General features: G+C 48.2%; 26 protein-coding genes and 4 pseudogenes. 13 read left to right on the top strand and 17 right to left on the bottom strand.

Annotated features, from left to right (window positions below; all coding sequences use genetic code 11):
• Positions 1-83 precede the first annotated feature (83 nt).
• Positions 84-1,514, bottom strand: a complete 1,431-nt coding sequence (locus tag MKQ70_RS35440) for a tetratricopeptide repeat protein (protein WP_248080151.1) — start codon at positions 1,512-1,514, stop codon at positions 84-86.
• 222 nt (positions 1,515-1,736) lie between these two features.
• On the opposite strand from MKQ70_RS35440, the gene MKQ70_RS35435 reads away from it, so the two are divergent.
• Positions 1,737-2,060: a hypothetical protein gene (locus MKQ70_RS35435; protein ID WP_248080149.1), complete on the top strand. Its 324-nt coding sequence runs from the start codon at positions 1,737-1,739 to the stop codon at positions 2,058-2,060.
• Positions 2,061-2,284: 224 nt separating this feature from the next.
• On the opposite strand, the gene MKQ70_RS35430 is transcribed toward MKQ70_RS35435, so the two are convergent.
• The 4 genes from MKQ70_RS35430 to MKQ70_RS35415 form a co-directional block, all read right to left on the bottom strand.
• Complete coding sequence (locus MKQ70_RS35430; RefSeq protein ID WP_248080147.1) at positions 2,285-2,941, bottom strand: DUF4412 domain-containing protein; 657 nt, start codon at positions 2,939-2,941, stop codon at positions 2,285-2,287.
• Positions 2,942-2,986: 45 nt separating this feature from the next.
• A complete protein-coding gene (locus MKQ70_RS35425) occupies positions 2,987-3,766 on the bottom strand; it encodes an enoyl-CoA hydratase/isomerase family protein (protein ID WP_248080145.1) in 780 nt (259 codons plus the stop codon).
• A 221-nt stretch (positions 3,767-3,987) separates the two neighbouring features.
• Positions 3,988-4,263, bottom strand: a complete 276-nt coding sequence (locus MKQ70_RS35420) for a hypothetical protein (RefSeq protein WP_248080143.1) — start codon at positions 4,261-4,263, stop codon at positions 3,988-3,990.
• A complete protein-coding gene (locus tag MKQ70_RS35415; RefSeq protein ID WP_248080141.1) occupies positions 4,257-5,639 on the bottom strand; it encodes an alkaline phosphatase family protein in 1,383 nt (460 codons plus the stop codon). Before MKQ70_RS35415 ends, MKQ70_RS35420 begins: the two co-directional genes overlap by 7 nt.
• 356 nt (positions 5,640-5,995) lie before the next feature.
• Here MKQ70_RS35415 and MKQ70_RS35410 point away from each other — a divergent pair.
• Positions 5,996-7,022 (top strand): annotated as a pseudogene (locus tag MKQ70_RS35410) (aminotransferase class I/II-fold pyridoxal phosphate-dependent enzyme).
• A gap of 946 nt (positions 7,023-7,968) precedes the next feature.
• Here the strand turns inward: MKQ70_RS35410 and purL are convergent.
• The gene (gene purL / locus MKQ70_RS35405) at positions 7,969-10,194 is read right to left on the bottom strand and encodes a phosphoribosylformylglycinamidine synthase subunit PurL (RefSeq protein WP_248080138.1); all 2,226 of its coding nucleotides are present in this window, start codon (positions 10,192-10,194) and stop codon (positions 7,969-7,971) included.
• A gap of 357 nt (positions 10,195-10,551) precedes the next feature.
• Here purL and MKQ70_RS35400 point away from each other — a divergent pair, with 357 nt between their 5' ends.
• The 4 genes and pseudogenes from MKQ70_RS35400 (at position 10,552) to MKQ70_RS35385 (ending at position 13,790) form a co-directional block, all read left to right on the top strand.
• On the top strand, positions 10,552-12,144 hold the full coding sequence (locus MKQ70_RS35400) for a glutamine synthetase III domain-containing protein (RefSeq protein WP_248080136.1): 1,593 nt from the start codon (positions 10,552-10,554) through the stop codon (positions 12,142-12,144).
• A pseudogene (locus MKQ70_RS43100) lies at positions 12,116-12,401 on the top strand (glutamine synthetase type III); the annotation flags it as partial. The gene MKQ70_RS35400 and the pseudogene MKQ70_RS43100, both read left to right, overlap by 29 nt.
• Entirely contained in the window at positions 12,402-12,743 is a 342-nt protein-coding gene (locus MKQ70_RS35390) for a hypothetical protein (protein WP_248080134.1), read from the top strand.
• Positions 12,744-13,124: 381 nt separating this feature from the next.
• Complete coding sequence (locus tag MKQ70_RS35385) at positions 13,125-13,790, top strand: hypothetical protein (protein WP_248080132.1); 666 nt, start codon at positions 13,125-13,127, stop codon at positions 13,788-13,790.
• A gap of 170 nt (positions 13,791-13,960) precedes the next feature.
• On the opposite strand, the gene MKQ70_RS35380 is transcribed toward MKQ70_RS35385, so the two are convergent.
• On the bottom strand, positions 13,961-14,680 hold the full coding sequence (locus MKQ70_RS35380) for an AI-2E family transporter (RefSeq protein ID WP_248080130.1): 720 nt from the start codon (positions 14,678-14,680) through the stop codon (positions 13,961-13,963).
• A 26-nt stretch (positions 14,681-14,706) separates the two neighbouring features.
• Here MKQ70_RS35380 and MKQ70_RS35375 point away from each other — a divergent pair, with 26 nt between their 5' ends.
• Positions 14,707-14,880, top strand: coding sequence for a hypothetical protein (locus MKQ70_RS35375; RefSeq protein ID WP_248080128.1), 174 nt, complete (start codon positions 14,707-14,709; stop codon positions 14,878-14,880).
• Between the two features lie 206 nt (positions 14,881-15,086).
• Here the strand turns inward: MKQ70_RS35375 and accC are convergent, their stop codons facing one another.
• The 4 genes from accC to MKQ70_RS35355 all read right to left on the bottom strand — a co-directional run bounded on the left by accC (position 15,087) and on the right by MKQ70_RS35355 (position 17,625).
• Positions 15,087-16,424: an acetyl-CoA carboxylase biotin carboxylase subunit gene (gene accC / locus MKQ70_RS35370; RefSeq protein ID WP_248080126.1), complete on the bottom strand. Its 1,338-nt coding sequence runs from the start codon at positions 16,422-16,424 to the stop codon at positions 15,087-15,089.
• Between the two features lie 84 nt (positions 16,425-16,508).
• Positions 16,509-16,994 (bottom strand): acetyl-CoA carboxylase biotin carboxyl carrier protein, encoded by a 486-nt coding sequence (accB, locus tag MKQ70_RS35365; protein ID WP_248080124.1) that lies wholly within the window; start codon positions 16,992-16,994, stop codon positions 16,509-16,511.
• Between the two features lie 68 nt (positions 16,995-17,062).
• Positions 17,063-17,380: a hypothetical protein gene (locus MKQ70_RS35360; protein ID WP_248080123.1), complete on the bottom strand. Its 318-nt coding sequence runs from the start codon at positions 17,378-17,380 to the stop codon at positions 17,063-17,065.
• Between the two features lie 50 nt (positions 17,381-17,430).
• The gene (locus MKQ70_RS35355; protein WP_248080121.1) at positions 17,431-17,625 is read right to left on the bottom strand and encodes a hypothetical protein; all 195 of its coding nucleotides are present in this window, start codon (positions 17,623-17,625) and stop codon (positions 17,431-17,433) included.
• A gap of 250 nt (positions 17,626-17,875) precedes the next feature.
• Here MKQ70_RS35355 and MKQ70_RS35350 point away from each other — a divergent pair, with 250 nt between their 5' ends.
• The 6 genes and pseudogenes from MKQ70_RS35350 (at position 17,876) to MKQ70_RS35320 (ending at position 20,957) form a co-directional block, all read left to right on the top strand.
• Positions 17,876-18,055: a hypothetical protein gene (locus MKQ70_RS35350; protein ID WP_248080119.1), complete on the top strand. Its 180-nt coding sequence runs from the start codon at positions 17,876-17,878 to the stop codon at positions 18,053-18,055.
• Positions 18,046-18,363: a peroxiredoxin family protein gene (locus MKQ70_RS35345; protein WP_248080117.1), complete on the top strand. Its 318-nt coding sequence runs from the start codon at positions 18,046-18,048 to the stop codon at positions 18,361-18,363. Before MKQ70_RS35350 ends, MKQ70_RS35345 begins: the two co-directional genes overlap by 10 nt.
• A 99-nt stretch (positions 18,364-18,462) precedes the next feature.
• Positions 18,463-18,975 carry a lactate/malate family dehydrogenase gene (locus MKQ70_RS35340; RefSeq protein WP_248080115.1) on the top strand — a complete coding sequence of 171 codons (513 nt, stop codon included), beginning with the start codon at positions 18,463-18,465 and terminating at the stop codon, positions 18,973-18,975.
• Positions 18,927-19,403 carry a Rossmann-fold NAD(P)-binding domain-containing protein gene (locus tag MKQ70_RS35335; protein WP_248081860.1) on the top strand — a complete coding sequence of 159 codons (477 nt, stop codon included), beginning with the start codon at positions 18,927-18,929 and terminating at the stop codon, positions 19,401-19,403. The genes MKQ70_RS35340 and MKQ70_RS35335 overlap by 49 nt, the downstream gene beginning before the upstream one ends.
• A 401-nt stretch (positions 19,404-19,804) precedes the next feature.
• Positions 19,805-20,391 (top strand): annotated as a pseudogene (locus MKQ70_RS43095) (YceI family protein).
• A gap of 41 nt (positions 20,392-20,432) precedes the next feature.
• Positions 20,433-20,957 carry a MarR family winged helix-turn-helix transcriptional regulator gene (locus MKQ70_RS35320; RefSeq protein WP_248080109.1) on the top strand — a complete coding sequence of 175 codons (525 nt, stop codon included), beginning with the start codon at positions 20,433-20,435 and terminating at the stop codon, positions 20,955-20,957.
• Here the strand turns inward: MKQ70_RS35320 and MKQ70_RS35315 are convergent.
• The 6 genes and pseudogenes from MKQ70_RS35315 to MKQ70_RS35290 form a co-directional block, all read right to left on the bottom strand.
• Positions 20,954-21,937: an MFS transporter gene (locus MKQ70_RS35315; protein ID WP_248080107.1), complete on the bottom strand. Its 984-nt coding sequence runs from the start codon at positions 21,935-21,937 to the stop codon at positions 20,954-20,956. The two genes, MKQ70_RS35320 and MKQ70_RS35315, sit on opposite strands and share 4 nt — an antisense overlap.
• 115 nt (positions 21,938-22,052) lie before the next feature.
• Positions 22,053-22,235, bottom strand: a complete 183-nt coding sequence (locus tag MKQ70_RS35310; RefSeq protein WP_248080105.1) for a hypothetical protein — start codon at positions 22,233-22,235, stop codon at positions 22,053-22,055.
• 25 nt (positions 22,236-22,260) lie between these two features.
• Positions 22,261-22,467: a hypothetical protein gene (locus MKQ70_RS35305; protein ID WP_248080103.1), complete on the bottom strand. Its 207-nt coding sequence runs from the start codon at positions 22,465-22,467 to the stop codon at positions 22,261-22,263.
• On the bottom strand, positions 22,464-22,592 hold the full coding sequence (locus tag MKQ70_RS35300; protein WP_248080101.1) for a DedA family protein: 129 nt from the start codon (positions 22,590-22,592) through the stop codon (positions 22,464-22,466). The genes MKQ70_RS35305 and MKQ70_RS35300 overlap by 4 nt, the downstream gene beginning before the upstream one ends.
• The gene (locus MKQ70_RS35295) at positions 22,565-22,963 is read right to left on the bottom strand and encodes a DedA family protein (RefSeq protein ID WP_248080099.1); all 399 of its coding nucleotides are present in this window, start codon (positions 22,961-22,963) and stop codon (positions 22,565-22,567) included. The genes MKQ70_RS35300 and MKQ70_RS35295 overlap by 28 nt, the downstream gene beginning before the upstream one ends.
• Before the next feature lie 70 nt (positions 22,964-23,033).
• Positions 23,034-24,280 (bottom strand): annotated as a pseudogene (locus MKQ70_RS35290) (dicarboxylate/amino acid:cation symporter).
• Positions 24,281-24,300: the final 20 nt, after the last annotated feature.

The following is a 24,300-nucleotide window of genomic DNA, read 5'->3' as shown; positions in this document are numbered from 1 at the left end:
GTTTTTCCAGAAAACCGCCGCAAAAATAAGAAGTAAACCGAATTGTGAGGGAAGAAATTAGACGAGGGCTTAAAATCCTGCGATCAACGTTTTTTACGGTACCGGGAAATAAGGTCGACCACAGCGGTATGCTGGAGGATGGACGGGTCCAGTTCCACCAGCTTCTTCACCTGGCGGGGCGCGAGTTGCAGCGCGTTTTCCAGCTGCAGCAGCCCTTCTTTTGTTTTGCCTTCGGCGATGAGGATGCCGGCGCGATAGTAGGCAAACACAGGTTTACGGCCCAGTTTCGCTTCCGCTGCTTCAAGCTGTGACAGCGCTTCCTCGTAGAAGCCAGCCACGTACAGGCCGCGGATCAGCTCCTGCCAGGCGTGGGGACTGCTGGGACGGATGCGTACCGCGTTTACGAAGTGGATCAGCGCGTCCTTGGTACGGCCTTGTTCGAGATAACACTCGCCAAGTGCCATATTATATTCAGCGCTTTGTTTATTTATTTTGATAGCCGTTTGCAGGGATTTGATCGCATTGTCCCAGTTAGCCTCTGTCATGTAAGCCACCGCTATCTTATAATACAGCTTATCGTCGTTCGGGCTTAAATGAGAGGCTTTGCGGTAGTAATAACGGGCCTGGGTATACTTGCGCTGCCTTTCGTAACAGTGACCAATGGCTTCATAGATCACATCTTCCGGCTTGGCAATTTCCGTGTGTTTGGACAATACCTCGATAGCTTCGTTGTACTTACGCAGGCGAATAAACGCGTCGCCCATGTTGCGGTACGCGTAGTCGAACTTTTCGTCGATGGCTACCGCATACTGATAAGCATCAATAGCTTTTTCATACAGCTTCAGGCCCTGGTAGGCCGTTCCCAGGTTAAACCAGGCCAGCTGGTTGTAAGGGTGCTCGTTGATGATACCATTGTGCAGGCGGATGCTTTCCTCGTTCCTGCCGGTAAACTCCGTCCAGAAACAGATTTTATGCAGCGCCTCCTCGTTATTGGGATCGTGTTCCAGTAATATTTTCAGGCAATCGAATACCTTTTCGAATTCTTCCCAGTCGTCGTATACATCCGCCAGTTCCAGCAGCAATTCCGTACGGTCTTCCCCATCGAAGTGGTCGATCTGTTCCTCCAGCACACGGGCCGCCTTTTCGTGCTGGTTCATGGCCAGGTACACGTCCGTTTTCAGAATATACAGGTTGATGTCGTTACTGTCCAGCACTTCCGCTTTGTCCAGCAATGCCAGTGCCTCTTTATATTTTTTGGTTTCGATTAAAAGCCCGGATTTTTTCAGGAGCAGCGTAGAAGAGTAGGGAAACTGCTCGATGGCCAGTTCGGCCGCATGAATAGCGTTAATCAGCTCATCATGCTCATCGTAATAGTCGATGATCTGTTCAAACGAATCCTCATCCAGAAAAGAGTGAGCCCGGCCCGCCACCAGATTTTCATACTGCTGAAGCAGGTCCCTCAAGTCTTCAAAATCCTCGTTAAACTCGTTAAATGATGGGAAATCGTGATTCATTAACGTAAATATAGGGCAAAATCAACCTGCCACCAAAACTGTCAAAGCAATCACCCGAAAAGTTTTTAACATTTTTTAAGGATTTTTGTGGATTTCCGTTAAGGATATGTTACGAATCCGAAAAAGTCGTATATTTGTGTAGCAATTAGTGTTGCAATGAAAAGGATTCTATACATAACGCAAACGTTCACATTGTCTTGTGTTCTCTCCACCCTTCTTATTTTGGGTGCGTTGAAGGCATCTGCCAATGATGAAGGCTTTATTTCGGATGACGATAAGAGCAAGGCGGCCAAGAAAACCGAGGTCAACCTGAGCTTTACGGCTGCGAAAAAAGGCCTGAGCCTCGATGCCGGGTTTAAATACAGCGGCATCCTCAATTCCGAGTTTAAACTGATCGACAATAACACCGTAAATGTTAAATCGATCATGACTTATAAGAAAGGTAATGTTACTTACGTAGTGCCTTACTCTTTCCAGGTACCGCAGCAATCGGGTGGCAATAAATACCATCAGCTGCAGATTAACCTGCCATTACGCAGAGGATAATAGTGTTAGAAAATAATATTTTAAGAGAAAAGCTGCCGGGACCCGGCAGCTTTCTTTTTTGTGTTAAAACGCGAAGGATAAATAATAACTCCGGAGAAAAGCTGCGAGACCTCATTTTAAGTAAAGAGGCTGACCAAAAAGTAATGGTCAGCCCTAATTTTATTCGGGACCTCATGGACACCTTCTCCAAGCCTTCATTTTACTTTTTGGTCAGCCCCTCCATATTATTCTCTTAATTTTTTCAATTCATCGGGACTGATCTCCTTATACCCGGCAGGCACATCAAACACCGATGCTGGTACCGGACTAAGATCTATTTTAGTCGCGATCACCTTCATCCTGGTAGAGGGGCCGGAGATGATTTCAAACTCGAGCGGAATACCCTGCAGGTTCATAAAGCGGCGGTTATACAGGCGGTTTTCAGGCAGCAGGTCGGGCGAGTAATACACTTCGAACGTAGTACCATCTTCCATTTTGCCGATCGAGCGGCGGCACTTGTATCCCAGTATCTCCTTCACTTCTTGCTGATCCGTAAACTTGATACTTTCGTAATGACGCGTTTCTTTCTCGTAGGCGGTCTTATCTCCCACGATCTTGTATTTATCGCCATGCCGGTCTACCAGCGTAATCATCGTTCGCTTTTTACTATCCAGCAGGTAGGTATAATTCACGATATTCAGGTTCATATCGATACGACTGGATTCGCCGCGGATGTACTGGGTTAAGGTGCTGTTGGCCAGCAATGCATCCATTTGCAGCTGTTCGGGTGGCAAATCGATCCTATAGTTGATACGCGCGTCCGAGAACGTACGCTGGGCGCGCAACGCCGTCGGCACGATCAACCCGATCGCCATTAACAGTTGTAGTACATGTTTTTTCATGGTGCGTCAGTTTCATAGGGATTCAGGTGAAAAATGCAACCGGGTTTACCAACCCGGTTTTTCTTTATGAAGAAACGCCCTGATGCCCTCGCGGCAATCGGGATGTTCCCTTGTAAGCGCGTTGATCTTTGCCGCCTCTTCCAGTGCCTGTTGCATCGGGAGGTCCAAAGCATTCGCGACCAGTTTTTTGGTGAGTGATAACGAATTGGCCGAAGCCCCTGTACATAAATCCTCCGCCAACTGCTGCACCAGGTCATGTATCTGCCCCGGGGCCGCCACACCGTTGATCAGCCCCATCTGCACCGCCTGTTCCGCACTGATCAACTTACCTGTCAGCATCAACGCTCTGGCCCTTCCCTCTCCTATCTTTCTTACCAGGAATACCGACACGAGCGCCGGTACAAATCCTATCTTAACTTCTGTATATCCGAACTTGGCGTCGGGTACCGCATAACTCAGATCGCACACCGTCGCCAGGCCACAACCGCCTGCAATCGCATGCCCTTCTATCCTGGCGATCACCGTTTTTTCGTGGGAATAAATGAGTTGCATCAACTCCATCAGTTGCCGCGAATCGGCCAGGTTCTCCTCGTAGGTATTCCGCTGTAGTTGTTGCAGGTACTCCAGGTCGGCCCCCACACAAAACGCCTCACCGTTTGCAGCCAATACGATCACTTTTACCGCACTGTCTTTGCCGGCTTCCGTAAATGCCGCTATCAGCTCTTTTACCACACCATCGTTCAGCGCATTGCGCTTATCGGGCCGGTTGAGCGTGATGGTGGCGATCCGGTTAACCACTTCGTAAGTAATGAACGACCAGGACATGGGTTGTTTTAACCAAAAATAAGGGAATTATGCATATAACAATGGCCGCTGGTGTAAAGGAGGCACGCGGAAATAACCGGAACCTGGGAAGGCGCCATGGCAGGCACTTTGATGGTTCAGCGCGGCAAAAAACTTAAGTGTTATTAAATAACTGCCGCATAAAAAAACTCCGTGGAAGCACCTGCCACCACGGAGTTTCAACGATTTTATCAGCCTGAAAATTAATGGGCTACCTCGGTAATTACCTGTCCCACGGTGCCACTCGGCATCTGGATGCGCAGCATGGCTGCAACAGTGGGGGCAATATCCGTCATATGCGTGGTACGATTGGTTTTACCGGGCTTAACACCCCAGCCCATCCATACCAGCGGAATATGTGCATCGTACGGGTTCCATACACCGTGTGTAGTGCCGGTTTTACCGCCTGCGATGAAGCCTGGCTCCGGGGTAAACATCACATCGCCGCTACGCTGTTCATTGTAACCGTTCGTCACCATATCCTTAATTGGCTGCGGCAGGCTGCCTGCACCAATACTGGTGAGGTCGAAGGCCGTTTGTACACCCGGCATTTTTTCAGCCCGGTGATGATATAATCTTTTACATCGGCCATTTTCGCTCTGGTGATGGCTGCATGATCCAGGTATACTTCATAGTTGTCGCAGTCCAGGATGGCTTTGGCAATGCCAAACTCCTTCTGGATACCCGCATTCAGCGTTCTTACAAACTCGCCGGTGCTTACGGTACCGCCGTGCATTTTATTCTCGGTGCTGTAGGCCGGAACATGCGCTACCCCATGATCGGCCGTAATGAAATACAGCCACTGTCCTTTACCTACTTTCTTATCAAGATAATTAAAGAAATCGGCCAGGTCTTTATCCAGGCGCAGGTAAGTGTCTTCTGCCTCAATGGAGTTAGGCCCAAACTGGTGGCCTACATAGTCGGTAGAAGAAAGACTTACGGCCAGGAAGTCGGTTACTTCGCCATTACCCAGCTTATCTGCTTCTATAGCAGCTTTTGCGAAGTTGAGCGTATAAGTATTACCAAAAGGCAGGCTGGCCAGTTGACCAGGACCGGCTACCTTATGAGGGAAAGCGCTGGTCGGCTCGCCTTTGAATTTGCCTTCGTAGGGCTTATCGTCGGCGGTGCTCAATACGTAGCTGTTAATGGGATACAACGTATTCCAGGGTTGTGCGGTATATTGCTCAGGCAGTTTCTTATCGTTGAACTGATTTACCCACTCCGGCAGGGCGTTCATGTAAAAAGTAGAGGTAATAAACTTACCAGCGCTGCCGTCGTACCAGTAGGCAGCGTTCGCGGTATGCCCCGCGGGCAAAATGGCGCCACGGTCTTTAATAGCGATGCCTACCGTGCGACTTTTGTAGTTGGTCGCAATACGCAACTCATCCGCTACGGTGGTTACAAGCATGTTGTTCGGGCTCATTTGTCCCGCTTTGGAGTTGCTGCCTACTGTAGTCACCGTAGTATCTTCGGCGCAATACATTTCGCGGTTCAATTTACGGTCGTACCAGCCGTTTCCGATGATACCATGTACTGCAGGAACCGAGCCCGTGTATACGCAGGTATGGCCACAGGCTGTGATGGTGGGTGTATAAGGAATTAAAGTATTCTCGCAGGTAAACCCTTCTCTCAATAATCTTTTAAATCCGTCGTTATTGTAACGGTCGTAGTACCGATAAAGGTAGTCCCAACGCATTTGGTCCACCACCATGCCAACAACGAGTTTGGGTCTTGCTACAGATTTCGGGCTCTTCGAACTGACGTGATTGATTGTACTGGGCGACGTGGCCTTCTGGGCAAAGCCGGTACTGCTGAGTAGCAGCAGTGAGGCCGCCCAAAAAATGTTTGATCTCATGATTACCAATAAAAATGACTGCTTTGTAAAAAAAGGTTTATCAAACAAAAGTAACCTAAGTTTACAAAAAATAATATTTTAATACCTTTGCAGGGCGATTGATCATATTCAATTAAAAATTCATTAACGTCATATCATGGATATATTCGAGAAACTAACTAGAAATCTCGGTCCTATCGGCCAACACTCGGACAGAGCACATGGGTACTTCGCTTTCCCCAAACTGGAAGGTGAGATTGGGAATCGTATGAAATTCCGGGGAAGGAGAAAATTGTCTGGAGTCTGAATAACTACCGGGCCTTGCCAACCACCCTGAGATTCGTGAAGTGGACGCTAAAGCGGCGCAGGAATTTGGCATGGGTTACCCGATGGGCGCCCGCATGATGAGCGGTAACTCCAACTACCACGAGCAGCTGGAAAAAGAACTTTCCGAGTTCGAAAAGAAAGAAGATACGGTTCTTGTTAACTTCGGTTACCAGGGCATCATGAGTGCTATTGACGCACTTTGCGGCCGTCACGATATTATTGTTTATGACGCGGAAAGCCATGCTTGTATTATCGATGGCCTGCGCCTGCACCCCGGCCACCGGTATGTGTACAAACACAACGACGTTGCCGATTGCGAAAAACAGCTGAAACGTGCCACTGAGCGTATTAAAGAGAACGGCAACAACGGAGGTATCCTTGTGATTACCGAAGGCGTGTTCGGCATGGGCGGCGACCAGGGGCAAACTGAAAGAGATCGCTGCACTGAAAAAAGATTATGAATTCCGTTTGCTGGTAGACGATGCACATGGCTTCGGCACAATGGGCAAAACCGGTGCAGGCACCGGCGAAGCGCAGGGCGTGCAGGACGAGATCGATCTGTACTTCTCCACTTTCGCTAAATCAATGGCCTCCATCGGTGCGTTCATCAGCGGCGACCGCAACATCATCAACTACCTGCGTTACAATATGCGTTCGCAGATCTTCGCGAAATCACTCCCGATGCCGCTGGTACTGGGCAACCTGAAACGCCTGGAAATGCTGCGTAACCGTCCGGAACTGAAAGCGAAACTGTGGGAAAACGTAGCGAAGATCCAGCAGGGTCTGCGCGACAGAGGTTTCGACATCGGTCATACTGATTCTCCCGTTACGCCCATCTACCTGAAAGGTGATATTCCCGAGGCCACTGCCATGTGCCTGGACCTGCGCGAGAACTACAACATCTTCTGTTCTATCGTGGTGTACCCTGTAATACCTAAAGGACAAATCATCTACCGCATTATCCCTACGGCTACCCATACCGACCAGGATATCGAGGAAACCCTGAACGCTTTCAGCGAAACTAAAAAGAAGCTGGACGCGAAAGTTTACCAGGTAGCGGAAATTCCTGTCGTATAAAACAGCAATACCTGCAAATAAATGAGAGGGGGCTATGGCTTCCCTCTTTTTTTTGTGGATGAGGAGCGTTAGTTTATGCATAAAAAAAGGGCTGAATAAATTCAGCCCTGGCAAACAAATCGTTCTTTCACTAGGTGTAATACTAGCTTCTCATTAGGATTGGTACTTTTTCTTTTCATTAGGACATGGTAAACGTCTTCATATTTAGGATACGGTATAAAACGTCGTTCATTAGGACATGGTAAATATCTTAATATAGGACTTCATAGAAAGTAGGAATACCAAGTACTCCAAATAAATAATGTATAAATATTTTCTATGTATTTCTGATTGGAAAATTCTCAACTCCAACTCCCTACATTATGCATCAGCACTTGTCTCTCTCGCACTATTCAAAAATAGATCACTTCTCTCGTATAACAATAACACCAACGTTGTATTTTGTTAATAAGTTGTTAAGCGATCATTAACATCCTACACAATAAGTAGCTTTTGATTTGAAAATCACGAAAAAACCGGGTGAATTAAGGCGTTTTTTTGAATGATTTGCGTTATTAACAATCTGTGGATAACCCCATCAAAGCTAAGCCAGATAAGGCCTTGAGCCCGTTTATGCATTTTTTACGTGGATATCTCCCGCGAAACCCGCAATTGTTATTCGCTATTAACAAATTAACGCCTATTTGCAGGGATTGGTTTGCTGGATGACGGGGTAATTTGTTAAGGAATGTATAACACGTATTGTTCAAATGGGGTATGGATGGAAGATACGGATAATGAGAAAAAGAAGATAATATGAGGTAAACGGTAAGATCGAAAACCGGGTTCCATATTTAATTGGCGCAGATACCCTTAAAACCGCTAAAAAACCGAAGTATGCAACTGATACTTTAAAACGCAAAAAGGGCCGGAATACCGGCCCTTTTTGCGTTTTAAAGTTAGAATGCTAGTGCTCCGGGTGTTGCTCTATCGCAGTATCGTATTTCTTCTTCCATTCGTTAACCGTACCCCAGTTCTGCTCGTTTACGACAATGCTGTCGCCTTTCACTACACCGATTTTCTCGTAACGCACGCTGTTTTCAGATGCGTCTACCAGGGTGTGCAGCAATGCCTCGAATTTCTCGCGGTCGGCAGGACTAACCGTTACTACCACGCGGCTTTGAGATTCGCCGAACAGGTAAGCGTCTTTACGGAAGTGGTCGTTGGTTTTGATTTCGAAACCAAGTCCACGGTGCATGCCGCTTTCCAGTACGGTGGTGAACAGACCGCCTTCGCTTACGTCGTGGGCAGACTGTATCAGGTTTCCTTTAATCAGCTTGGCGATTGCCTGCTGCAGCTGGAATTCCTGTTCCAGGTCGAAGTGCGGCGCCGGGCTAAATTCCTCACCAATGATTTTGTGCAGGTACTCAGAGCTGTTAATATCATTATAAGAACGGCCTACCAGGTAAATCAGGTCGCCTTCATTTTTAAAATCGAGGGTCATGCGGTTTTCGAAGTTCAGCACGCCCACCATCCCGATGGTCGGGGTTGGGTAAACGGGACCGTCGGGGCTCTGGTTATAGAAGCTCACGTTACCGCCGGTAACGGGCGCATCGAACTTGCGGCAGGCCTCGCCCATACCTTTCAGGGCGTATACGAACTGGTAGTATACTTCCGGATCGTAAGGGTTACCGAAGTTCAGGCAGTTGGTAACCCCAACTGGCTCGCCGCCGGAACAAACGATGTTACGTGCTGCTTCCGCTACTGCGATCTGCCCGCCTTTCTGCGGATCAGCGTACACATAACGGCTGTTACAATCGGTCGTCATCGCCAGCGCCTTTTTAGTACCTTTTATCACTACGATAGCCGCATCGCTGGGCGAGTTGGTAGAAGCATTCGCCGTACCTACCATGCTGTCGTACTGCGTATAAACCCAACGTTTAGATGCGATGTTAGGCAGCTGGATCAGCTTTTCGGCCGTATATTTCAGATTAGTGACATCGGGTACGTTCAGGATATTGAACGCTTTGATTTTTTCGAAGTACGTAGGCTCTACATAGGCTCTGTGGTACTGGGGTGCACCGCCGCCGAGCACCATGCTCTCTGCGGGCAGATCTGCTTCCAGCTCTCCGTTCATATAGAACTTCAGGGATGGATCTTTGGTTACTTCACCGATCTGTACACAGTGGAGGTCCCACTTATCGAAGATGCGCAGCACTTCTGCTTCGCGGCCTTTCTTAATAACGATGAGCATACGCTCCTGGCTTTCGCTCAGCAGCATTTCCCAACCTTTCATGTTCTCCTGGCGGGTAGGTACTTTATCCAGCTGGATTTTCATACCATGTTCGCCTTTAGCGCTCATTTCCGCGGTGGAGCAGGTGATGCCTGCTGCGCCCATGTCCTGCATACCTACCAGTGCGCCGGTCGGGATAATTTCCAGGCAGGCCTCCAGCAGTTTCTTTTCCTGGAACGGATCGCCCACCTGTACTGCCGGCAGGTCCTGCGCGCTTTCTTCTGTAATGTCCGCAGAAGCGAAAGAGGCGCCACCGATACCGTCTTTACCGGTAGCGGAACCCACGATAAATACCGGGTTGCCTTCACCGAAAGAGGTAGCGGAAACAGTTTGACCAACTTTTACGATACCAACGCTCATAGCGTTAACCAGCGGGTTGGTGCTATAACAGTCTTCAAAATAAACCTCACCACCCACGGTCGGTACGCCGAAGCAGTTACCATAGTGGCTGATGCCGTCTACCACACCTTTTACCAGGTGCTGTGTTTTCTTATCTTTAATATTACCAAAACGCAGGGAATTCAGCGTGGCAATAGGGCGCGCGCCCATGGTGAAAATATCGCGGTGAATACCACCTACGCCGGTTGCGGCGCCCTGGAAGGGCTCGATCGCCGAAGGGTGGTTATGTGATTCAATTTTAAATACAACGGCGTAACCATCGCCGATGTCTACCAGACCCGCATTCTCTTCGCCGGCCTTTACGAGCAAACGGTTGCCATCGCGGGGCAACGTCTTTAACCAGACGATAGAGTTCTTATAGCTACAGTGTTCACTCCACATTACAGAGTACATGCTCAGTTCTGTGAAATTGGGCGTACGGCCTAAAACGGATTTTATTCTCTCAAATTCATCTGCGGTAAGTCCCAGCTGTTCAGCCGTTTCTACGGTAGTGGTTTGCATGTATGTATACGATTTTAAAAGAAGATGCAAATCTACATGCTTTTATTCCAATAGACAAGAAACAGGGCATTTGTGACAAGAATCTAATGAAAGGAGAAATTCCCTTCATTTTTTATGCCGATAGCCCACAAAACCCGTCGATTTTCAAGTCTTTCAGAAATGCTTGAAAATCAAATACATCATATATACATTAGCAATTTTTTAATGTATCAGTTTTGAGGAATGCACTCCTCGGTTTTTTGGCCAAATTTCAAAAAAGCAGCCTTTTACCATTAAACTGCAATATTTCGGTTAAAAAAGTTTAATTCTTGCATTTTCAGGATAAGAAGCGTTTTTTTGTAGAAAATTATTCACAGCATGCAATCTTTACGTTTTACTGCGCTGGAAGGCTTAACCGGCGTGGATGTTAAAATCAAACCAGAACTCAACGGCAAGATCACAGATGTTTTCGGTAGTAATGTGTTTTCGGGCAGAACAATGCGCGAGCACCTGAGTGACGAGGCCTACAAAAGCCTGATGAACTCAATTAAGGCTGGAGCTAAGATCGAGCGCAAGATGGCGGAACAGATTTCATCAGGTATGAAGTCCTGGGCTATGAAAAAAGGTGTAACCCACTATACACACTGGTTCCAACCCCTGACCGGCACCACAGCTGAAAAACATGACTCCTTCTTTACCCTGAAAAGCGATGGTACTTCCATTGAAACTTTCGATGGAGATGCCCTGGTTCAACAGGAGCCGGATGCGTCCAGCTTCCCGAACGGTGGTATCCGTGCAACTTTCGAAGCACGTGGTTACACTGCATGGGATCCTTCTTCCCCAGCTTTCATTATTGAGCAGGGTGCTGGTAAAACCCTCTGCATCCCTACAATTTTCGTAGCTTATACAGGCGAATCACTGGATTACAAGGCGCCCCTGCTGAAAGCACTGGCTGCACTGGACAAATCTGCAGTGGACGTTTGTAACTATTTCGATAAAAACGTTTCCAAAGTAACTGCAACCCTCGGTTGGGAGCAGGAATACTTCCTGGTAGACGAGGGTCTGGCTAACGCCCGTCCTGACCTGGTAATGTGCGGCCGTACCGTAGTAGGCCACGCTCCTGCCAAAGGTCAGCAGCTGGAAGACCACTACTTCGGCGCCATCCCTGAGCGTGCTTACGCTTTCATGCGCGATTTCGAAGAAGAATCTTACAAACTGGGTATTCCCCTGAGAACCCGCCACAACGAAGTTGCTCCCGCTCAGTTTGAGTGTGCGCCTATCTTCGAAGAAGTAAACATCGCGGTAGACCACAACTCCCTGCTGATGGATGTAATGGCTAAAGTGGGCAAACGCCACAAACTGCGCGTATTGCTGCACGAGAAACCATTCGCAGGCATCAACGGTTCAGGTAAACACAACAACTGGAGCCTTGCTACAGATACCGGTGTGAACCTGCTGGCTCCTGGCAAAACGCCTAAGACCAACCTGATGTTCCTCACTTTCTTTGTAAACACTATCAAAGCCGTACACGACTATAACGACCTGATGCGTGCTGCTATCGCGTCTCCGAGCAACGACTTCCGTCTCGGCGCCAACGAAGCTCCTCCCGCTATCATTTCCGTATTCGTAGGTAAATACCTCGCTGAAGTACTGGAAGCCGTTAAAACCCGCGTAAACAACAAGTTCGACGAACAAGATGAAGCGATCCTGAAACTGGACCTGCACCGTCACATTCCTGAACTGCTGCTCGATAACACCGACCGTAACCGTACTTCTCCGTTCGCTTTCACCGGCAACAAGTTCGAGTTCCGCGCGGTAGGTTCTTCTGCCAACTGTGCTTCTGCCATGACCGTGATGAACACCATCATGGCGAAAACACTGGCTACTTTCAAAACTGAAGTAGACGGTCTGATCGAAAGGCGAGAAGAAAGAAATCGCTATCATGCAAACCCTGCGCAAATACATCGTTGACTCTGAGAAAATCCTGTTCGAAGGCGACGGTTATAGCGAAGAGTGGGCTGCTGAAGCTGAAAAAGAGGTTTGCCTAACGTAAAAACCACGCCTCGCGCACTGGATGCTTACGTGACCGAAAAGAACACTAAACTGTTCATCGAAACCGGCGTTTACAACGAGAAAGAACTGCACGCACGTTACGAAATCCTGCTGGAAGACTACGTGAAAAAGTACAGATCGAAGCCCGTGTAATCGGCGACCTGGCGACCAACACCGTGCTGCCCTGCGCAATTACTTACCTGAACACCCTCCTTACCAACATCAATGGAATGAAGGCTGCAGGTTTCCCTGAATCTGCGTACAAAGCACAGAAACAAATTGCCGAAAAAATTTCTGAACATATCAATGTCATCAGCGAAAACGTGCAGGCGATGATCGAGGCTCGCAAAGTTGCGAACAAATTGTCCGACAGCCGTGAGAAAGCGATCGATTACTGTGAGAAAATCAAAGGCCCGTACTTTGACACGATCCGCTACCACGCAGACAAACTCGAGTTCCTGGTAGATGACAAGATCTGGGCACTGCCCAAATACAGAGAGCTGCTTTTCTTGCGATAAAAAACCGTAAGATTGTTTTGGTGTATGATGGCCCCCGGTTTTCACCGGGGGTTTCTTTATACAACCGGGATCCTAAGACCATCCTAACAGGATCCTAACTAAAACCTAACTGAAACCCCAGTGTTTTAGCGCTATTCAGCTATATTTTAGTTACAGTTAGTTACGCTCCTCTTACAATTCTCTTAGGATGTCAACATGCGTGTTATGACGGTCCCGGGCCACTTCATCTTCCTCCTGGCCAATTTTCCGCCTCTGTAGCAGTCGATCAGGGGAAGCCGGCCAGGCGGGTGGCAATGTTGGCCCAGCAGAACTGTTAAAGTATGTTAATGGATTAAACTTCGCTTTTAAGGCCCGTCTTACTTCTACAAAAACGATAACAACATGAAGAAGATACTGATTACGTTACTCATTGCATCCGCCAGCACAGCAGCTTTCGCGCAGGACAGCGCCCGCAAACACATCAAGCGCGCGCCCATTCAGCAGGACCTGAAACTGGACGAATCGCAAACGGAAAAGGTGAAAGCGATCAATAAGGATTTTATGACCAGCGCAAAAGCTATTCAGAAAGACGATCAGCTGACCAAGGGTGAAAAACGCGCAAAGATGGCCGAGGTGAGCAAACAACGCAGCGAGAAATTCAGGACAGTACTGAATGACGAGCAGTACAGTAAATGGGAAAGTTACCAAAAAGCCACCCGCGAGAAAATGGACGGCATGCGTGCCAAACACGATCGTAAAATGGCCGACGGACGCGGTAAACGCCCGGATAAAAGTCGCCTGGATTTAGGACTGAACGAGGAGCAAAGCAAACAAATGAAAAGCATCAACAGCGAATTCCGTGATAAAGCGGTGGCGTTGCGCAACAATAAAGACCTTTCCGATGCCGATCGCAAAAGCCAGTTTAAGCAACTGCGCGACGACCGCGACAGCAAAGTGAAAGCAACCCTGAGCAGCGAGCAATACGAGAAGTTGCGCCAGCAGGGCAAAAAGCAGCATCATCCGAAAGGCGCCCCCGCCCCGAAGGACGCAGCGTCAACAAATAATTAACTGACAGTTTTTGATAGATAAAAAGTGTTTTAGCTCAACGACGGCTTACTTCGCGTAAGCCGTTTTTTATTCCTCCGTACCCAATAAAATAGCCCAGGCGCGCATGGTAGGCATGCGGTCAAAAATAATTTTGAGCAGGGCCAGTGCGGGAATGGAAATAAACATCCCGCTTACCCCCACACCATGTTGCCGATAAATACGCCCAGTATGGTTACCAGCGCATTGATCTTTACTTTGGAGCCCACGATGCGCGGCAGCAATATATTACTGTCCAACAGGTGAATGATGAATAGCGACAACGCTGCCCAAAAGGCCATGATGCCCGTGTTGGTGGTGAAAGTAACGATTACTGTAAAGATGACGGTCACGATAAAACCGATGTAAGGTATTACGTTAAGCAGTGCCCCAATCGTGCCGAGCAGCATAGCGTACTTTACGCCGATGATGGCCAGCACACTGCAATTGAGCACTGCCACTACAATCATTTCGATGAACAGTCCTACCACGTAACTTTTGATAATGCGGCGGGTATCTTCAATGGCGCCATACACCTCTGTCACATGTTCGCGACGGAAAAGCTTTACCAGGAAGGCAACGAGCGTACGGCGGTAGTACAATAAAAAGAAAGTATAAATGGGAATGAACACGATAAATAACACGGTAGCCGATACAGACGAAAAGGTATTGATCACCATCTGCGCGCCACCGGAAATGCTGCGGTCCGCCAGGTCGTTCAGATATCCCATCTGGCTTTCGGAGCTGATGTTGAAGCGTTTGTCTACCCAGCTGGTGAGCACATCTGCCTCAGCCATCAGGCGTTGTTCGAGCAGCGGAATATCTGCCAGGAAACCCGCCATTTGCATGGACACAAAATAGAGAATGCCACTCATTACCGTGGATAAAAAAGAATACCGAAATGAGTGCGGCAGGCCCCCTTGAGAACCGGATGCGCTCCATCAGCTGCGCCACCGGCAATAGCAAAAGAGAGAACAGGAAGGCGAAAGCCACGGGGGCCAGCACTTCTTTGGTGACCTGCAAAATGAGTACGATCAGCACAAGGCTGAGCAGCACAAGGCTAAGTTTCGTGTAGAAAGGTGGTTTGCGTACAGCGGGTTTCATATCTTAAATATAAGGGGATTCCTTTAGTTGCAATCTGTAATCGCAACAACTTTGCCACGATCGCTGAGATTGGTTACCTGAGGCTTCGGCGCTAAAAGCCGGTACCAGGCGTACCGTATTTCCAATAAAAAAGGAGAACGAATCGTTCTCCCCTATTAATGTATCTCGTTAACCGGCTTATACCAGTTTAAAACTTTCGGTAAATTTGGTGGTGAAATTACCTTTCCGGAAGTCCTCGTTGCGCATCAGCTGCTGGTGAAAAGGAATGGTGGTTTTCACACCTTCGATCACAAACTCGCTAAGTGCGCGTTCCATAGAGTTGATGGCCTCTTCGCGGGTTTGCGCGATGGTGATGATTTTGGCCACCATGGAATCGTAGTAAGGAGGAATAACATAACCGGCGTAAATGTGAGAGTCTACGCGCACGCCATGTCCGCCCGGCGTGTGCAATACGGTGATTTTACCGGGCGAAGGACGGAAGTCGTTGTACGGATCTTCCGCGTTAATACGGCACTCGATGGCGTGCATCTGTGGCGTATAATTTTTTCCGGAAATAGGGATGCCTGCTGCGATCTTGATTTGCTCTTTGATCAGGTCGAAGTTGATTACTTCCTCCGTAACGCCGTGTTCTACCTGGATACGGGTGTTCATTTCCATGAAGTAGAAGTTGCGGTGCTTGTCTACCAGAAACTCGATGGTACCCACGCTTTCGTAATTAATGGCGGAAGCTGCTTTGATAGCGGCATCACCCATTTTCTCGCGCAGTTCGGGTGTCATGAACGGAGAGGGCGATTCTTCAACCAGTTTCTGGTGACGGCGCTGGATAGAGCAGTCGCGCTCGGAGAGGTGACAGACCTTACCATATTGGTCGCCAGCCACCTGGATTTCAATGTGACGGGGCTCTTCCACGAATTTCTCCATGTAGATGCCATCGTTATTGAAAGATGCGCGGGCCTCGTTTTTTGCCATGTTGTAGTTGTTCTCGAGGTCTTCCTCGGCCCACACTACGCGCATGCCTTTACCACCACCGCCTGCAGTAGCTTTGATAATAACGGGGTACCCCATTGCCTTTGCTACTGTTTTCGCTTCTTCCACGCTTTCCAGCAGTCCTTCGGAACCCGGGATTACAGGAACGCCGGCCGCGATCATGGTTTCTTTGGCCGTCATTTTATCACCCATTTTGCGGATCATGTCCGGCGTGGGGCCAATGAACTTGATGCCGTGCTCACCGCAGATCTCAGCGAATTTGGCGTTCTCCGCCAAAAAGCCGTAACCCGGGTGAATAGCGTCCGCGTTGGTAATTTCCGCCGCAGCCATCAGGTGAGGAATGTTCAGGTAGGATTCGCTGCTTTGCGGCTTGCCGATACAAACGGCTTCGTCCGCAAATTTCACGTGCAGGCTGTCTTTGTCTGCAGTTGAATAAACAGCTACCGTTCTAATGCCCATTTCCTTACAGGTGCGGATAATGCGCAGGGCAATTTCGCCACGGTTAGCGATCAGTATCTTTTTAAACATTGTTTTTCGTAATAGGTTAAAAAAGCTAAAAGTTGGAAGGTTGTAAGGGCCAAACCTTACAACCTTCCAACTTTATCCGAAATTTTATGGTTCTACCAGGAACAACGGCTGATCGTATTCTACCGGTGAAGCGTCGTCCACCAGGATTTTCACGATTTTACCACTTACTTCACTTTCAATTTCATTGAACAATTTCATGGCCTCGATGATGCAAACCACTTTGCCAGCGCTTACATCGTCGCCTACGTTTACGAAAGGAGGTTTATCAGGACCCGCGCTACGGTAGAAGGTACCGATCATGGGCGACTTGATAGTGATCAGGTTATCTTTTGCTGCCGGTGCACCTGCTGCTGCGGGCGCCGCCTGGGCTGCCGGAGCAGTAGCTGCTGCAACCTGTGCAACGGGTGGTGCATAAGCCTGTACAGGCGCAACCGCCGGAACCGCTACTATTTGTTGTCCTTCTTCTTTTTGTTTTATCGTAATCTTAAACGTGTCCTGCTCGATGCTCAGCTCGCTGATGTTAGATTTGTTTACCATCTTGATCAGCTCCTGAATCTGTTTAAAATCCATGTAGGCAGTTTTTGGTTTTTAGTAATGAGATAGTTCTGATTGGAAAATGAATACTTGATATGGTAAGATTATTTTACTCTCTCGATATATTCACCGGTTTTGGCGTTCACGCGGATCATCTCACCTTCTTCCACGAACAGGGGCACCATAACGGTAGCGCCGGTTTCAACAGTGGCTGGTTTCAATGTACGGGTAGCAGTATCGCCTTTCATGCCAGGCTCGGAATAAGTTACCAGCATAACAATTTTGTCGGGTAGTTCTACCGACATGTGTTGCTCGGTTTCAGTATTGATAGAAATGGCTACTTCCTGACCGTCTTTAAGAAATTGCGGCGCATCGATCATGTTCTCAGGCAGCGCAATCTGCTCAAATGTTTCATTGTCCATGAAGTTATATCCTGAATCGTCCTTGTAAAGGAATTGGAAGGCTTTCTTTTCTACGCGAACCGGGAAGATGGTATCCCCGGAGTTCCGGTATGCTCGATCGTACGGCTATTATCTACGCCCTTTAATTTAGCCCAAACTTTCGCGGCAGCGCGGGCGGTTTTGTTCTGACCAAACTCTACAACAGAATACAAACTGTTTTCCAGCTTGATGATTAATCCTGTTCTGATATCTGCAGTGGTAGCCATAAAACGGATACTGATTTAAAGTTAAAAATTTACATTAGGATTGCAAAAGTAAAAATTTCTGAATATGAACAAACAAATTTGCCAGAATTAGCACGAAATCACCACATTTTGGGTCAAAACGGGCCAAAAATGGCTGCTCATCCTGCAAAGATAAGGAGGAACACAATGCCCCCGCAAATGCCGTTTTTTTATCGCCGGTTCGGTCGCGATACCTTATATTGCAATAGAGTTAGACTAAACAGGTTGAATTATGAGATTTTTGCGCTTCTTTTTACTGAGTTTCCTCTTTCCGGCTTTCGCCATGGCCCAGGCAGCCTCCGACAAAGCTGCTTATCAACAATATCCGCAGCCGCCCGCCCTTAAGCTCACATTGCCAAACGGACAGGTGACCACCGCCCGGGAGCTTAAAAGAACAAGGAAATGGTGGTAATAGTTTTCAGCGTGGACTGCGATCACTGTAAACACCTGACGACGGATATCATTAAAAACATCGATAAATTCAAAAATAAGCAGGTACTAATGATTACGCCGTTTGGCCCCCAGCCGATGGCACAGTACTACAGCGACTTCAAAATCGCCAACTATCCGACGATTACCATGGCCAGCGAGCCTACCCGTCAGATCATGTATTTTTATAACCTGAAGGAGTTTCCCGGTGTATATTTCTACGATAAAAAAGGGAATCTTATCGAAAAACATTTTGAAGGCGGCGTAACTGCGGCAGATCTGCTGAAATAAACGGCCTCACTGCCGCTTTTTTATTTTCCGCCCGCGTTCGTCCCCGGTTATTAATCATTAAATTTGATTGAATTATTCCCTCACTTTTAAATTTTCAAGATGAAAGTAACAGTTGTAGGAGCAGGTAACGTTGGCGCCACTTGCGCTAATGTACTCGCCCACAGAGATTTTTTACAGGAAGTCGTGTTGCTAGATATTAAGGAAGGTACAGCGGAAGGAAAGGCACTCGACACATGGCAACAGGCACCGATCGATTATTACAGCACCAAGGTAACCGGCGTAACGAATGATTACACAAAAACCGCCAACAGCGATGTGGTGGTGATCACATCCGGTCTGCCGCGCAAACCCGGTATGAGCCGCGATGATCTGATTTCCACCAATGCCAACATTGTAAAATCAGTAACGGAAAATATTACCAAACACTCGCCGGACGCGATCATCATCGTGGTATCCAACCCACTGGACGTGATGACTTATTGCGCGTTCCTGACAGCGAAAAAGGACAGCAACAAGGTTTTCGGCATGGCCGGCATCTCGACACCGCCCGGTACCGGGCTTTCCTGGCGGATGAGATTGGCTGTTCTCCCAAAGATATCCAGGCTATCCTGATGGGCGGCCACGGCGATACAATGGTGCCACTCCCCCGTTACACCACGGTTGCAGGTATTCCTGTAACAGAACTGGTAGCAGGCGATAAGCTGGATGCCATCATTCAGCGCACTAAAGTGGGCGGCGGTGAAATCGTAAACCTGCTCGGCACTTCGGCCTGGTATGCCCCCGGCGCGGCGGCGGCGCAAATGGTAGAAGCGATCGTAAAAGACGAAAAACGCATCTTCCCTTGCTGCGCGTGGCTTACGGGCGAATACGGGCTGAAGGATATTTACCTCGGCGTACCCGTAGTGCTGGGCAAAAAAGGCATCGAAAAAATTATCGAACTGCAACTGAACAGTGATGAAAAAGCACTGCTGAACACTTCTGCGCAACACGTAAAAGAAGTAATGGACGTGCTGGACAAAATGGCCGTTGTAAACGCTTAAAACTGATACAATACAAACTTATCCGAAGAGGGGCTTAGCAGTCCCTCTTTTTTATGCCGATCGGCCACTGAAAAGGGCTTACTTTAACAGAACATTAGGATAGATGTTGCAACATGCATTTAATTACGGCGTAAATTTGTATAACGAAACAAGGCGTAAAAAGGCGCAATATAGGTTTAAGGTTAGGCGATCAAGGGCAGCTTCAAAGGCTGCCTTTGTCTTTTTGCCACCCAGGGCAATGATACCCCGATCTTTACCGTAATCCTCCGTATTTTAATTTATAGAAATGCCCTAACTTTACTCAAGCGTTTGGGGATGAACGTTTGATCTTTCCCCATGAAGGTCAATTTTCGCCGTTCGTTCCAGCGCTTAGAAGGCCAGACACACCCAAAGCATTTGTTATGAAACAAATACTGTTGATGTTGTTTGCCTGCAGCCAGCTACAATTGGCCGGACAGCCGGTCAAAACCTGGAAACTGGACAGGGTGCATTCATCGGTGAAGTTTGCCGTTACGCACATGCTTATTTCAGAAGTGGAAGGTAAATTTTCGACCTTCGACGGATCTTTGAAGAGCGCCCGTCCCGACTTTACGGATGCAGTTATCCATTTTACGGTAGATGTGCTGAGTATTGACACAGATGACGATAACCGGGACAAACACTTGAAATCGGCCGACTTTTTAACGCGGAAGATTATCCGCAGATGCAGTTTAAGAGCACAAAGTTTACAAAGCAGGACGACAACAGATATTTGCTCGAGGGCGACCTGACCATCCGGGGAATTACCAAACGAACCAATTTCAACGTCATATTGGGCGGGCAAACGACCGACAGCCAGGGACGCGTGCACGCCGGCTTTAAGGCTAATGCTTATATAAACAGGTTCGATTATAACCTGAAATGGGATAAAAAAACAGAATCGGGAGGTATGGTGGTAGACAAAATGGTAAATGTTACGCTCAACCTGGAATTTATAAAACAGCCCTGAGGCCCCCGCCATTCATTTTGATTTGGGAAAAACCTGCAAACGTGTTGAATAACACGCGTTTGTCGCCTTATAACTTAAATTGCGCCATATTATTTTTGCTGAGTATGTCTAACATTGAAAAGCTTATTGCTACCAAAAATTTCACTAGCGAACATCACCGTGGCCTGGTAGGCCTCATTTTCGTCGGCAACTGGATCGTAAGCCGGCATCAGACGTTTTTCAAGCAGTATGATATTACCATGCAGCAATACAACATATTGCGCATCCTTCGGGGACAGCATCCCAAAGCCGCCAACATCAATACTTTAAAGGAAAGAATGCTCGATAAAATGAGCGACGTGTCGCGCCTGGTGGAAAGGCTGCGTAAATCGGACCTGGTGGAACGTAAAAGCTGCGAAGTGGACCGCCGTGCCGTAGACGTAAAAATCACCGCCAAAGGCCTTCAGTTGCTGAAAACTATTGACGGTGAAATTGAAAAGTTGGATGACTGCCTTAAATCCTCCCTCAACGAAAAGGAAGTAGTGCAGCTGAATAAATTACTGGATAAAGTGTTGAACGCTTACTAGTCTTCTACGTAATTCAGGTCTTTTCCGAAAGTTTCTTTGATCAGTATCGCTGCAATGAATGCGATAGCAATGCAGATAAGCCCTGTTACAAGACCACTGCGCAGGTACGACATACCAAAAGTGCTTTGCATCGACAAAAACATGATCGAGATCACGTTCAGCATACCGCGTGCGAAGTTCGGTACCGTGGTAGCCGCTGTGGCGCGCATGTTAGTGCCAAACTGCTCGGCAGATACGGTCACGAAAATAGCCCAGAACCCTACGCTGAAGCCCATGAAACCGATAATACTGTAAAAACCGGTAGCGCTGGTGCCGGCAGCACTGAAATACAGCAGGACACTGATCAGCGTGAGGCTGTAAAAGATGTACAGTACTTTTTTACGGCTCTTCATCAGCTGGCTGATGTACCCGCTGGCAAAGTCGCCCAACGTGAGACAGGCGTAACAGATCATAATCGCCTTACCCGGATCGATGCTGCCCTGCACGCCCATTTTTTCGGCGAAGCGGTCGGAGAACGATACCAGGATTCCCACTACATACCAGGTCGGCAAGCCTATCATGATACATTTGAGATAGCGTAAGAACCGCTCTTTGTTGGTAAAGAACTTAAAATAGTTACCCCGGCTGACGCCCGACTGGTGCTCTACGTTTTTATACATACCCGATTCTACCACGCTCACGCGCAGTACGAGCAGCGCCAACCCGAGACCGCCGCCGATGAAGTAACATACCCGCCAGTTTTCGCCCAGCGCTTCAGAAACGAAATAGGCCACCACTGCGCCGGAAATTCCTACACTGGCAACGATCATAGTGCCCAGGCCGCGTTTTTCCTTCGGCAGAATTTCGGACACCAGGGTAATACCGGCGCCCAACTCCCCTGCCAGACCTAAACCAGCTACAAAGCGCCAGATCATGTACCACATGACCGCGTTGTCGCCGCCGATAAGGCCATTAGCGATGTTGGCTACGGAATACAACAAAATAGAGCCGAAGAGTACGGAGAGGCGGCCTTTTTGTCGCCGAGAACGCCCCAGACAATGCCGCCCACGAGGAGGCCGAGCATTTGTACATTAATGAGCTGCAGGCCCACGCTTTCTACCTGTTCGGGGAAAGTCCCAGCGAGGTAAGACTTTTAACGCGAATAATGCCGAACAATAACAGGTCGTAAATGTCTACGAAGTACCCAAGAGAGGCCACGATTACGGCCGCGTTCAATAGGGATACGGCTGGCGCCTTTTCACCAGCCGGCGGAATGAAAGGTTTTGTATCAGTTTTCATATGTGGATGCTAAAAAATTTCTTGCTTAGACGCCCGGGTCGGATGGCGCTTGTCCGTCCGGCCCCACAAAATTATCTTCAGGATGCTGCTGACCTTTTGCTTTGGGCTTGCCGAACACCAGTTTAATGATCACCGGTGCGGTGGTTACCACGATAATCACGATGATGATCAGCTCCGTGTGGTCTTTCAGATTAGGCCATACCTTATCGAGATAATGACCGGCCATCATCATAGAAAATACCCGGAGAAGGAACCAATAATATTATAGAACATGAACTTCTTACGCTCCATTCCTACCACGCCCGCAATAATCGGGGCAAAGGTGCGAACTACCGGCAGGAAACGCGCCCAGAACACCGCTCCGCCACCATGTTTGTGGTAGAAGTCCTGTGCCTGGTAAAGGTGTTTCTTCTTAAAAGGAAAGTGTCTTTACGTTTGAACAACAGCGGGCCGGATTTTTGACCAAACCAGAAACCCACCATATTGCCGATTACACCGGTAACGGCGATCATCGTCATCAGCAAAAAGAAAGGAATGTCGTAAAAGCTCTGGCAAAGGCGCTCGCCGTAAATGCCAGCTACGAACAACAGGGAGTCGCCGGGCAGAAAGAAGCCCACGAAAAGCCCTGTTTCTGCGAACACGATGGCCAGCAGAAAATACAATCCCCCATTATCAATAATCCATTCGGGGTTAAGAATGTGTTTAAAAAAGTCAATGATCTGATCCATGCTAATCGGTTATAATCCCGCGTAATTTATTTGAATGACGAAAAATACACTTTTAAATGTTAAACAGCCGTTATTTTTCCGTTGCGGGCGCGGCCAGCTTGCCTTCCCATTTGGAAACCACGGTTGTTGCCATGGCGTTGCCGATCACGTTTGTAGCCGAGCGGCCCATATCCGTGAAGTGGTCGATGCCCGGGAGCAGGAACAGGCCGGCTTCCGGAATATCGAACATGGCCAGGGTACCGGCAATTACCACCAGCGAAGCACGGGGCACACCGGCCACGCCTTTACTGGTTACCATGAGGACGAGCAGCATCGACATCTGCTGACCGAAATCAAGATGAATACCATATGCCTGTGCGATAAACAGACTTGCGAAGGTCATGTACATCATGGAGCCATCGAGGTTAAAGGAATAACCGAGCGGCAGTACGAAACTTACGATGCGGTTGTCGCAGCCAAACTTTTCGAGTTGCTCCATGGTACGCGGGTAAGCGGCTTCGCTGCTTGCGGTACTAAAAGCCATCAGGATCGGCTCCACCAGGCTTTTGATCAGCGGAAATACCCTTTTCCCGATCACGAGGAAACCTGCAAAACATAATATCAGCCAGAGAATAATCAACCCGGTATAAAACTGCGCAATGAATTTGGCATAGGTAAATAATATATCTGCCCCCAATTTGGCCGTGATGGCCGCAACCGCCGCGAACACAGCGAAGGGCGCGAAGTTCATCACATAACCGGTCAGCTTCAACATGATGTGCGCTACACTATCCATCAGCTTCACCACCGGCTCGCCTTTTTCGCCTATTGCGGCCGTAGCCACGCCGAAGAATAAGGAGAACACCACGATCTGTAATATTTCATTTTCGGCCATAGCGCGGATAAGACTATCGGGAAACACGTGCACCATGAAGTTCTGGAGCGTCATTTTACTTTTTTCCAGTCCCAGGGTGGCGTGCGTATCCGGTAACGGCAGCTCAAGCGCCACGCCGGGCTGCATCACATTCACCAATATCATCCCCAGAAGAGAGAAACAAACGTGGCAGAAATAAACCAAATCATAGTACGGCCACCGATGCGGCCAACGGATTTGAGATCGCCCAATTTAGCCACGCCCACCACCAACGTGGAAAATACCAGTGGTGCGATGATCATTTTGATCAATCGAAGGAAGATAGTAGTAACAATAGAGATCCCATCCGAAAACGATTTAATAGATGCTTCGTCCGGGTACACTTCTCTGTATATCAGACCTGCCGCAATACCCACGAATAAAGCCACGATAATAAAAACCGTTAAACGGTTCGATTTCTTCATACAGTTACACTTTAATTATC

Origin of the sequence: Chitinophaga sedimenti (assembly GCF_023156195.1) — a bacterium.
Classification (GTDB): Bacteria; Bacteroidota; Bacteroidia; order Chitinophagales; family Chitinophagaceae; genus Chitinophaga; species Chitinophaga sedimenti.
The sequence above is the reverse complement of the archived record's forward strand: the minus strand, read 5'-3'. Positions and strand labels throughout refer to the sequence as shown.

Excerpts from the sequence above, each read along its gene's own strand:
- MKQ70_RS35440 (WP_248080151.1), bottom strand. The coding sequence starts at position 1,514 with ATGAATCACGATTTCCCATCATTTAACGAGTTTAACGAGGATTTTGAA.
- MKQ70_RS35430 (WP_248080147.1), bottom strand. The coding sequence starts at position 2,941 with ATGAAAAAACATGTACTACAACTGTTAATGGCGATCGGGTTGATCGTG.
- MKQ70_RS35425 (WP_248080145.1), bottom strand. The coding sequence starts at position 3,766 with ATGTCCTGGTCGTTCATTACTTACGAAGTGGTTAACCGGATCGCCACC.
- MKQ70_RS35420 (WP_248080143.1), bottom strand. The coding sequence starts at position 4,263 with ATGGTGACGAACGGTTACAATGAACAGCGTAGCGGCGATGTGATGTTT.
- MKQ70_RS35415 (WP_248080141.1), bottom strand. The coding sequence starts at position 5,639 with ATGAGATCAAACATTTTTTGGGCGGCCTCACTGCTGCTACTCAGCAGT.
- purL (WP_248080138.1), bottom strand. The coding sequence starts at position 10,194 with ATGCAAACCACTACCGTAGAAACGGCTGAACAGCTGGGACTTACCGCA.
- MKQ70_RS35400 (WP_248080136.1), top strand. The coding sequence starts at position 10,552 with ATGCAATCTTTACGTTTTACTGCGCTGGAAGGCTTAACCGGCGTGGAT.
- MKQ70_RS35385 (WP_248080132.1), top strand. The coding sequence starts at position 13,125 with ATGAAGAAGATACTGATTACGTTACTCATTGCATCCGCCAGCACAGCA.
- MKQ70_RS35380 (WP_248080130.1), bottom strand. The coding sequence starts at position 14,680 with ATGAGTGGCATTCTCTATTTTGTGTCCATGCAAATGGCGGGTTTCCTG.
- MKQ70_RS35375 (WP_248080128.1), top strand. The coding sequence starts at position 14,707 with ATGAGTGCGGCAGGCCCCCTTGAGAACCGGATGCGCTCCATCAGCTGC.
- accC (WP_248080126.1), bottom strand. The coding sequence starts at position 16,424 with ATGTTTAAAAAGATACTGATCGCTAACCGTGGCGAAATTGCCCTGCGC.
- accB (WP_248080124.1), bottom strand. The coding sequence starts at position 16,994 with ATGGATTTTAAACAGATTCAGGAGCTGATCAAGATGGTAAACAAATCT.
- MKQ70_RS35360 (WP_248080123.1), bottom strand. The coding sequence starts at position 17,380 with ATGGACAATGAAACATTTGAGCAGATTGCGCTGCCTGAGAACATGATC.
- MKQ70_RS35355 (WP_248080121.1), bottom strand. The coding sequence starts at position 17,625 with ATGGCTACCACTGCAGATATCAGAACAGGATTAATCATCAAGCTGGAA.
- MKQ70_RS35350 (WP_248080119.1), top strand. The coding sequence starts at position 17,876 with ATGAGATTTTTGCGCTTCTTTTTACTGAGTTTCCTCTTTCCGGCTTTC.
- MKQ70_RS35345 (WP_248080117.1), top strand. The coding sequence starts at position 18,046 with ATGGTGGTAATAGTTTTCAGCGTGGACTGCGATCACTGTAAACACCTG.
- MKQ70_RS35340 (WP_248080115.1), top strand. The coding sequence starts at position 18,463 with ATGAAAGTAACAGTTGTAGGAGCAGGTAACGTTGGCGCCACTTGCGCT.
- MKQ70_RS35310 (WP_248080105.1), bottom strand. The coding sequence starts at position 22,235 with ATGAAAACTGATACAAAACCTTTCATTCCGCCGGCTGGTGAAAAGGCG.
- MKQ70_RS35305 (WP_248080103.1), bottom strand. The coding sequence starts at position 22,467 with ATGATGATGGCCGGTCATTATCTCGATAAGGTATGGCCTAATCTGAAA.
- MKQ70_RS35295 (WP_248080099.1), bottom strand. The coding sequence starts at position 22,963 with ATGGATCAGATCATTGACTTTTTTAAACACATTCTTAACCCCGAATGG.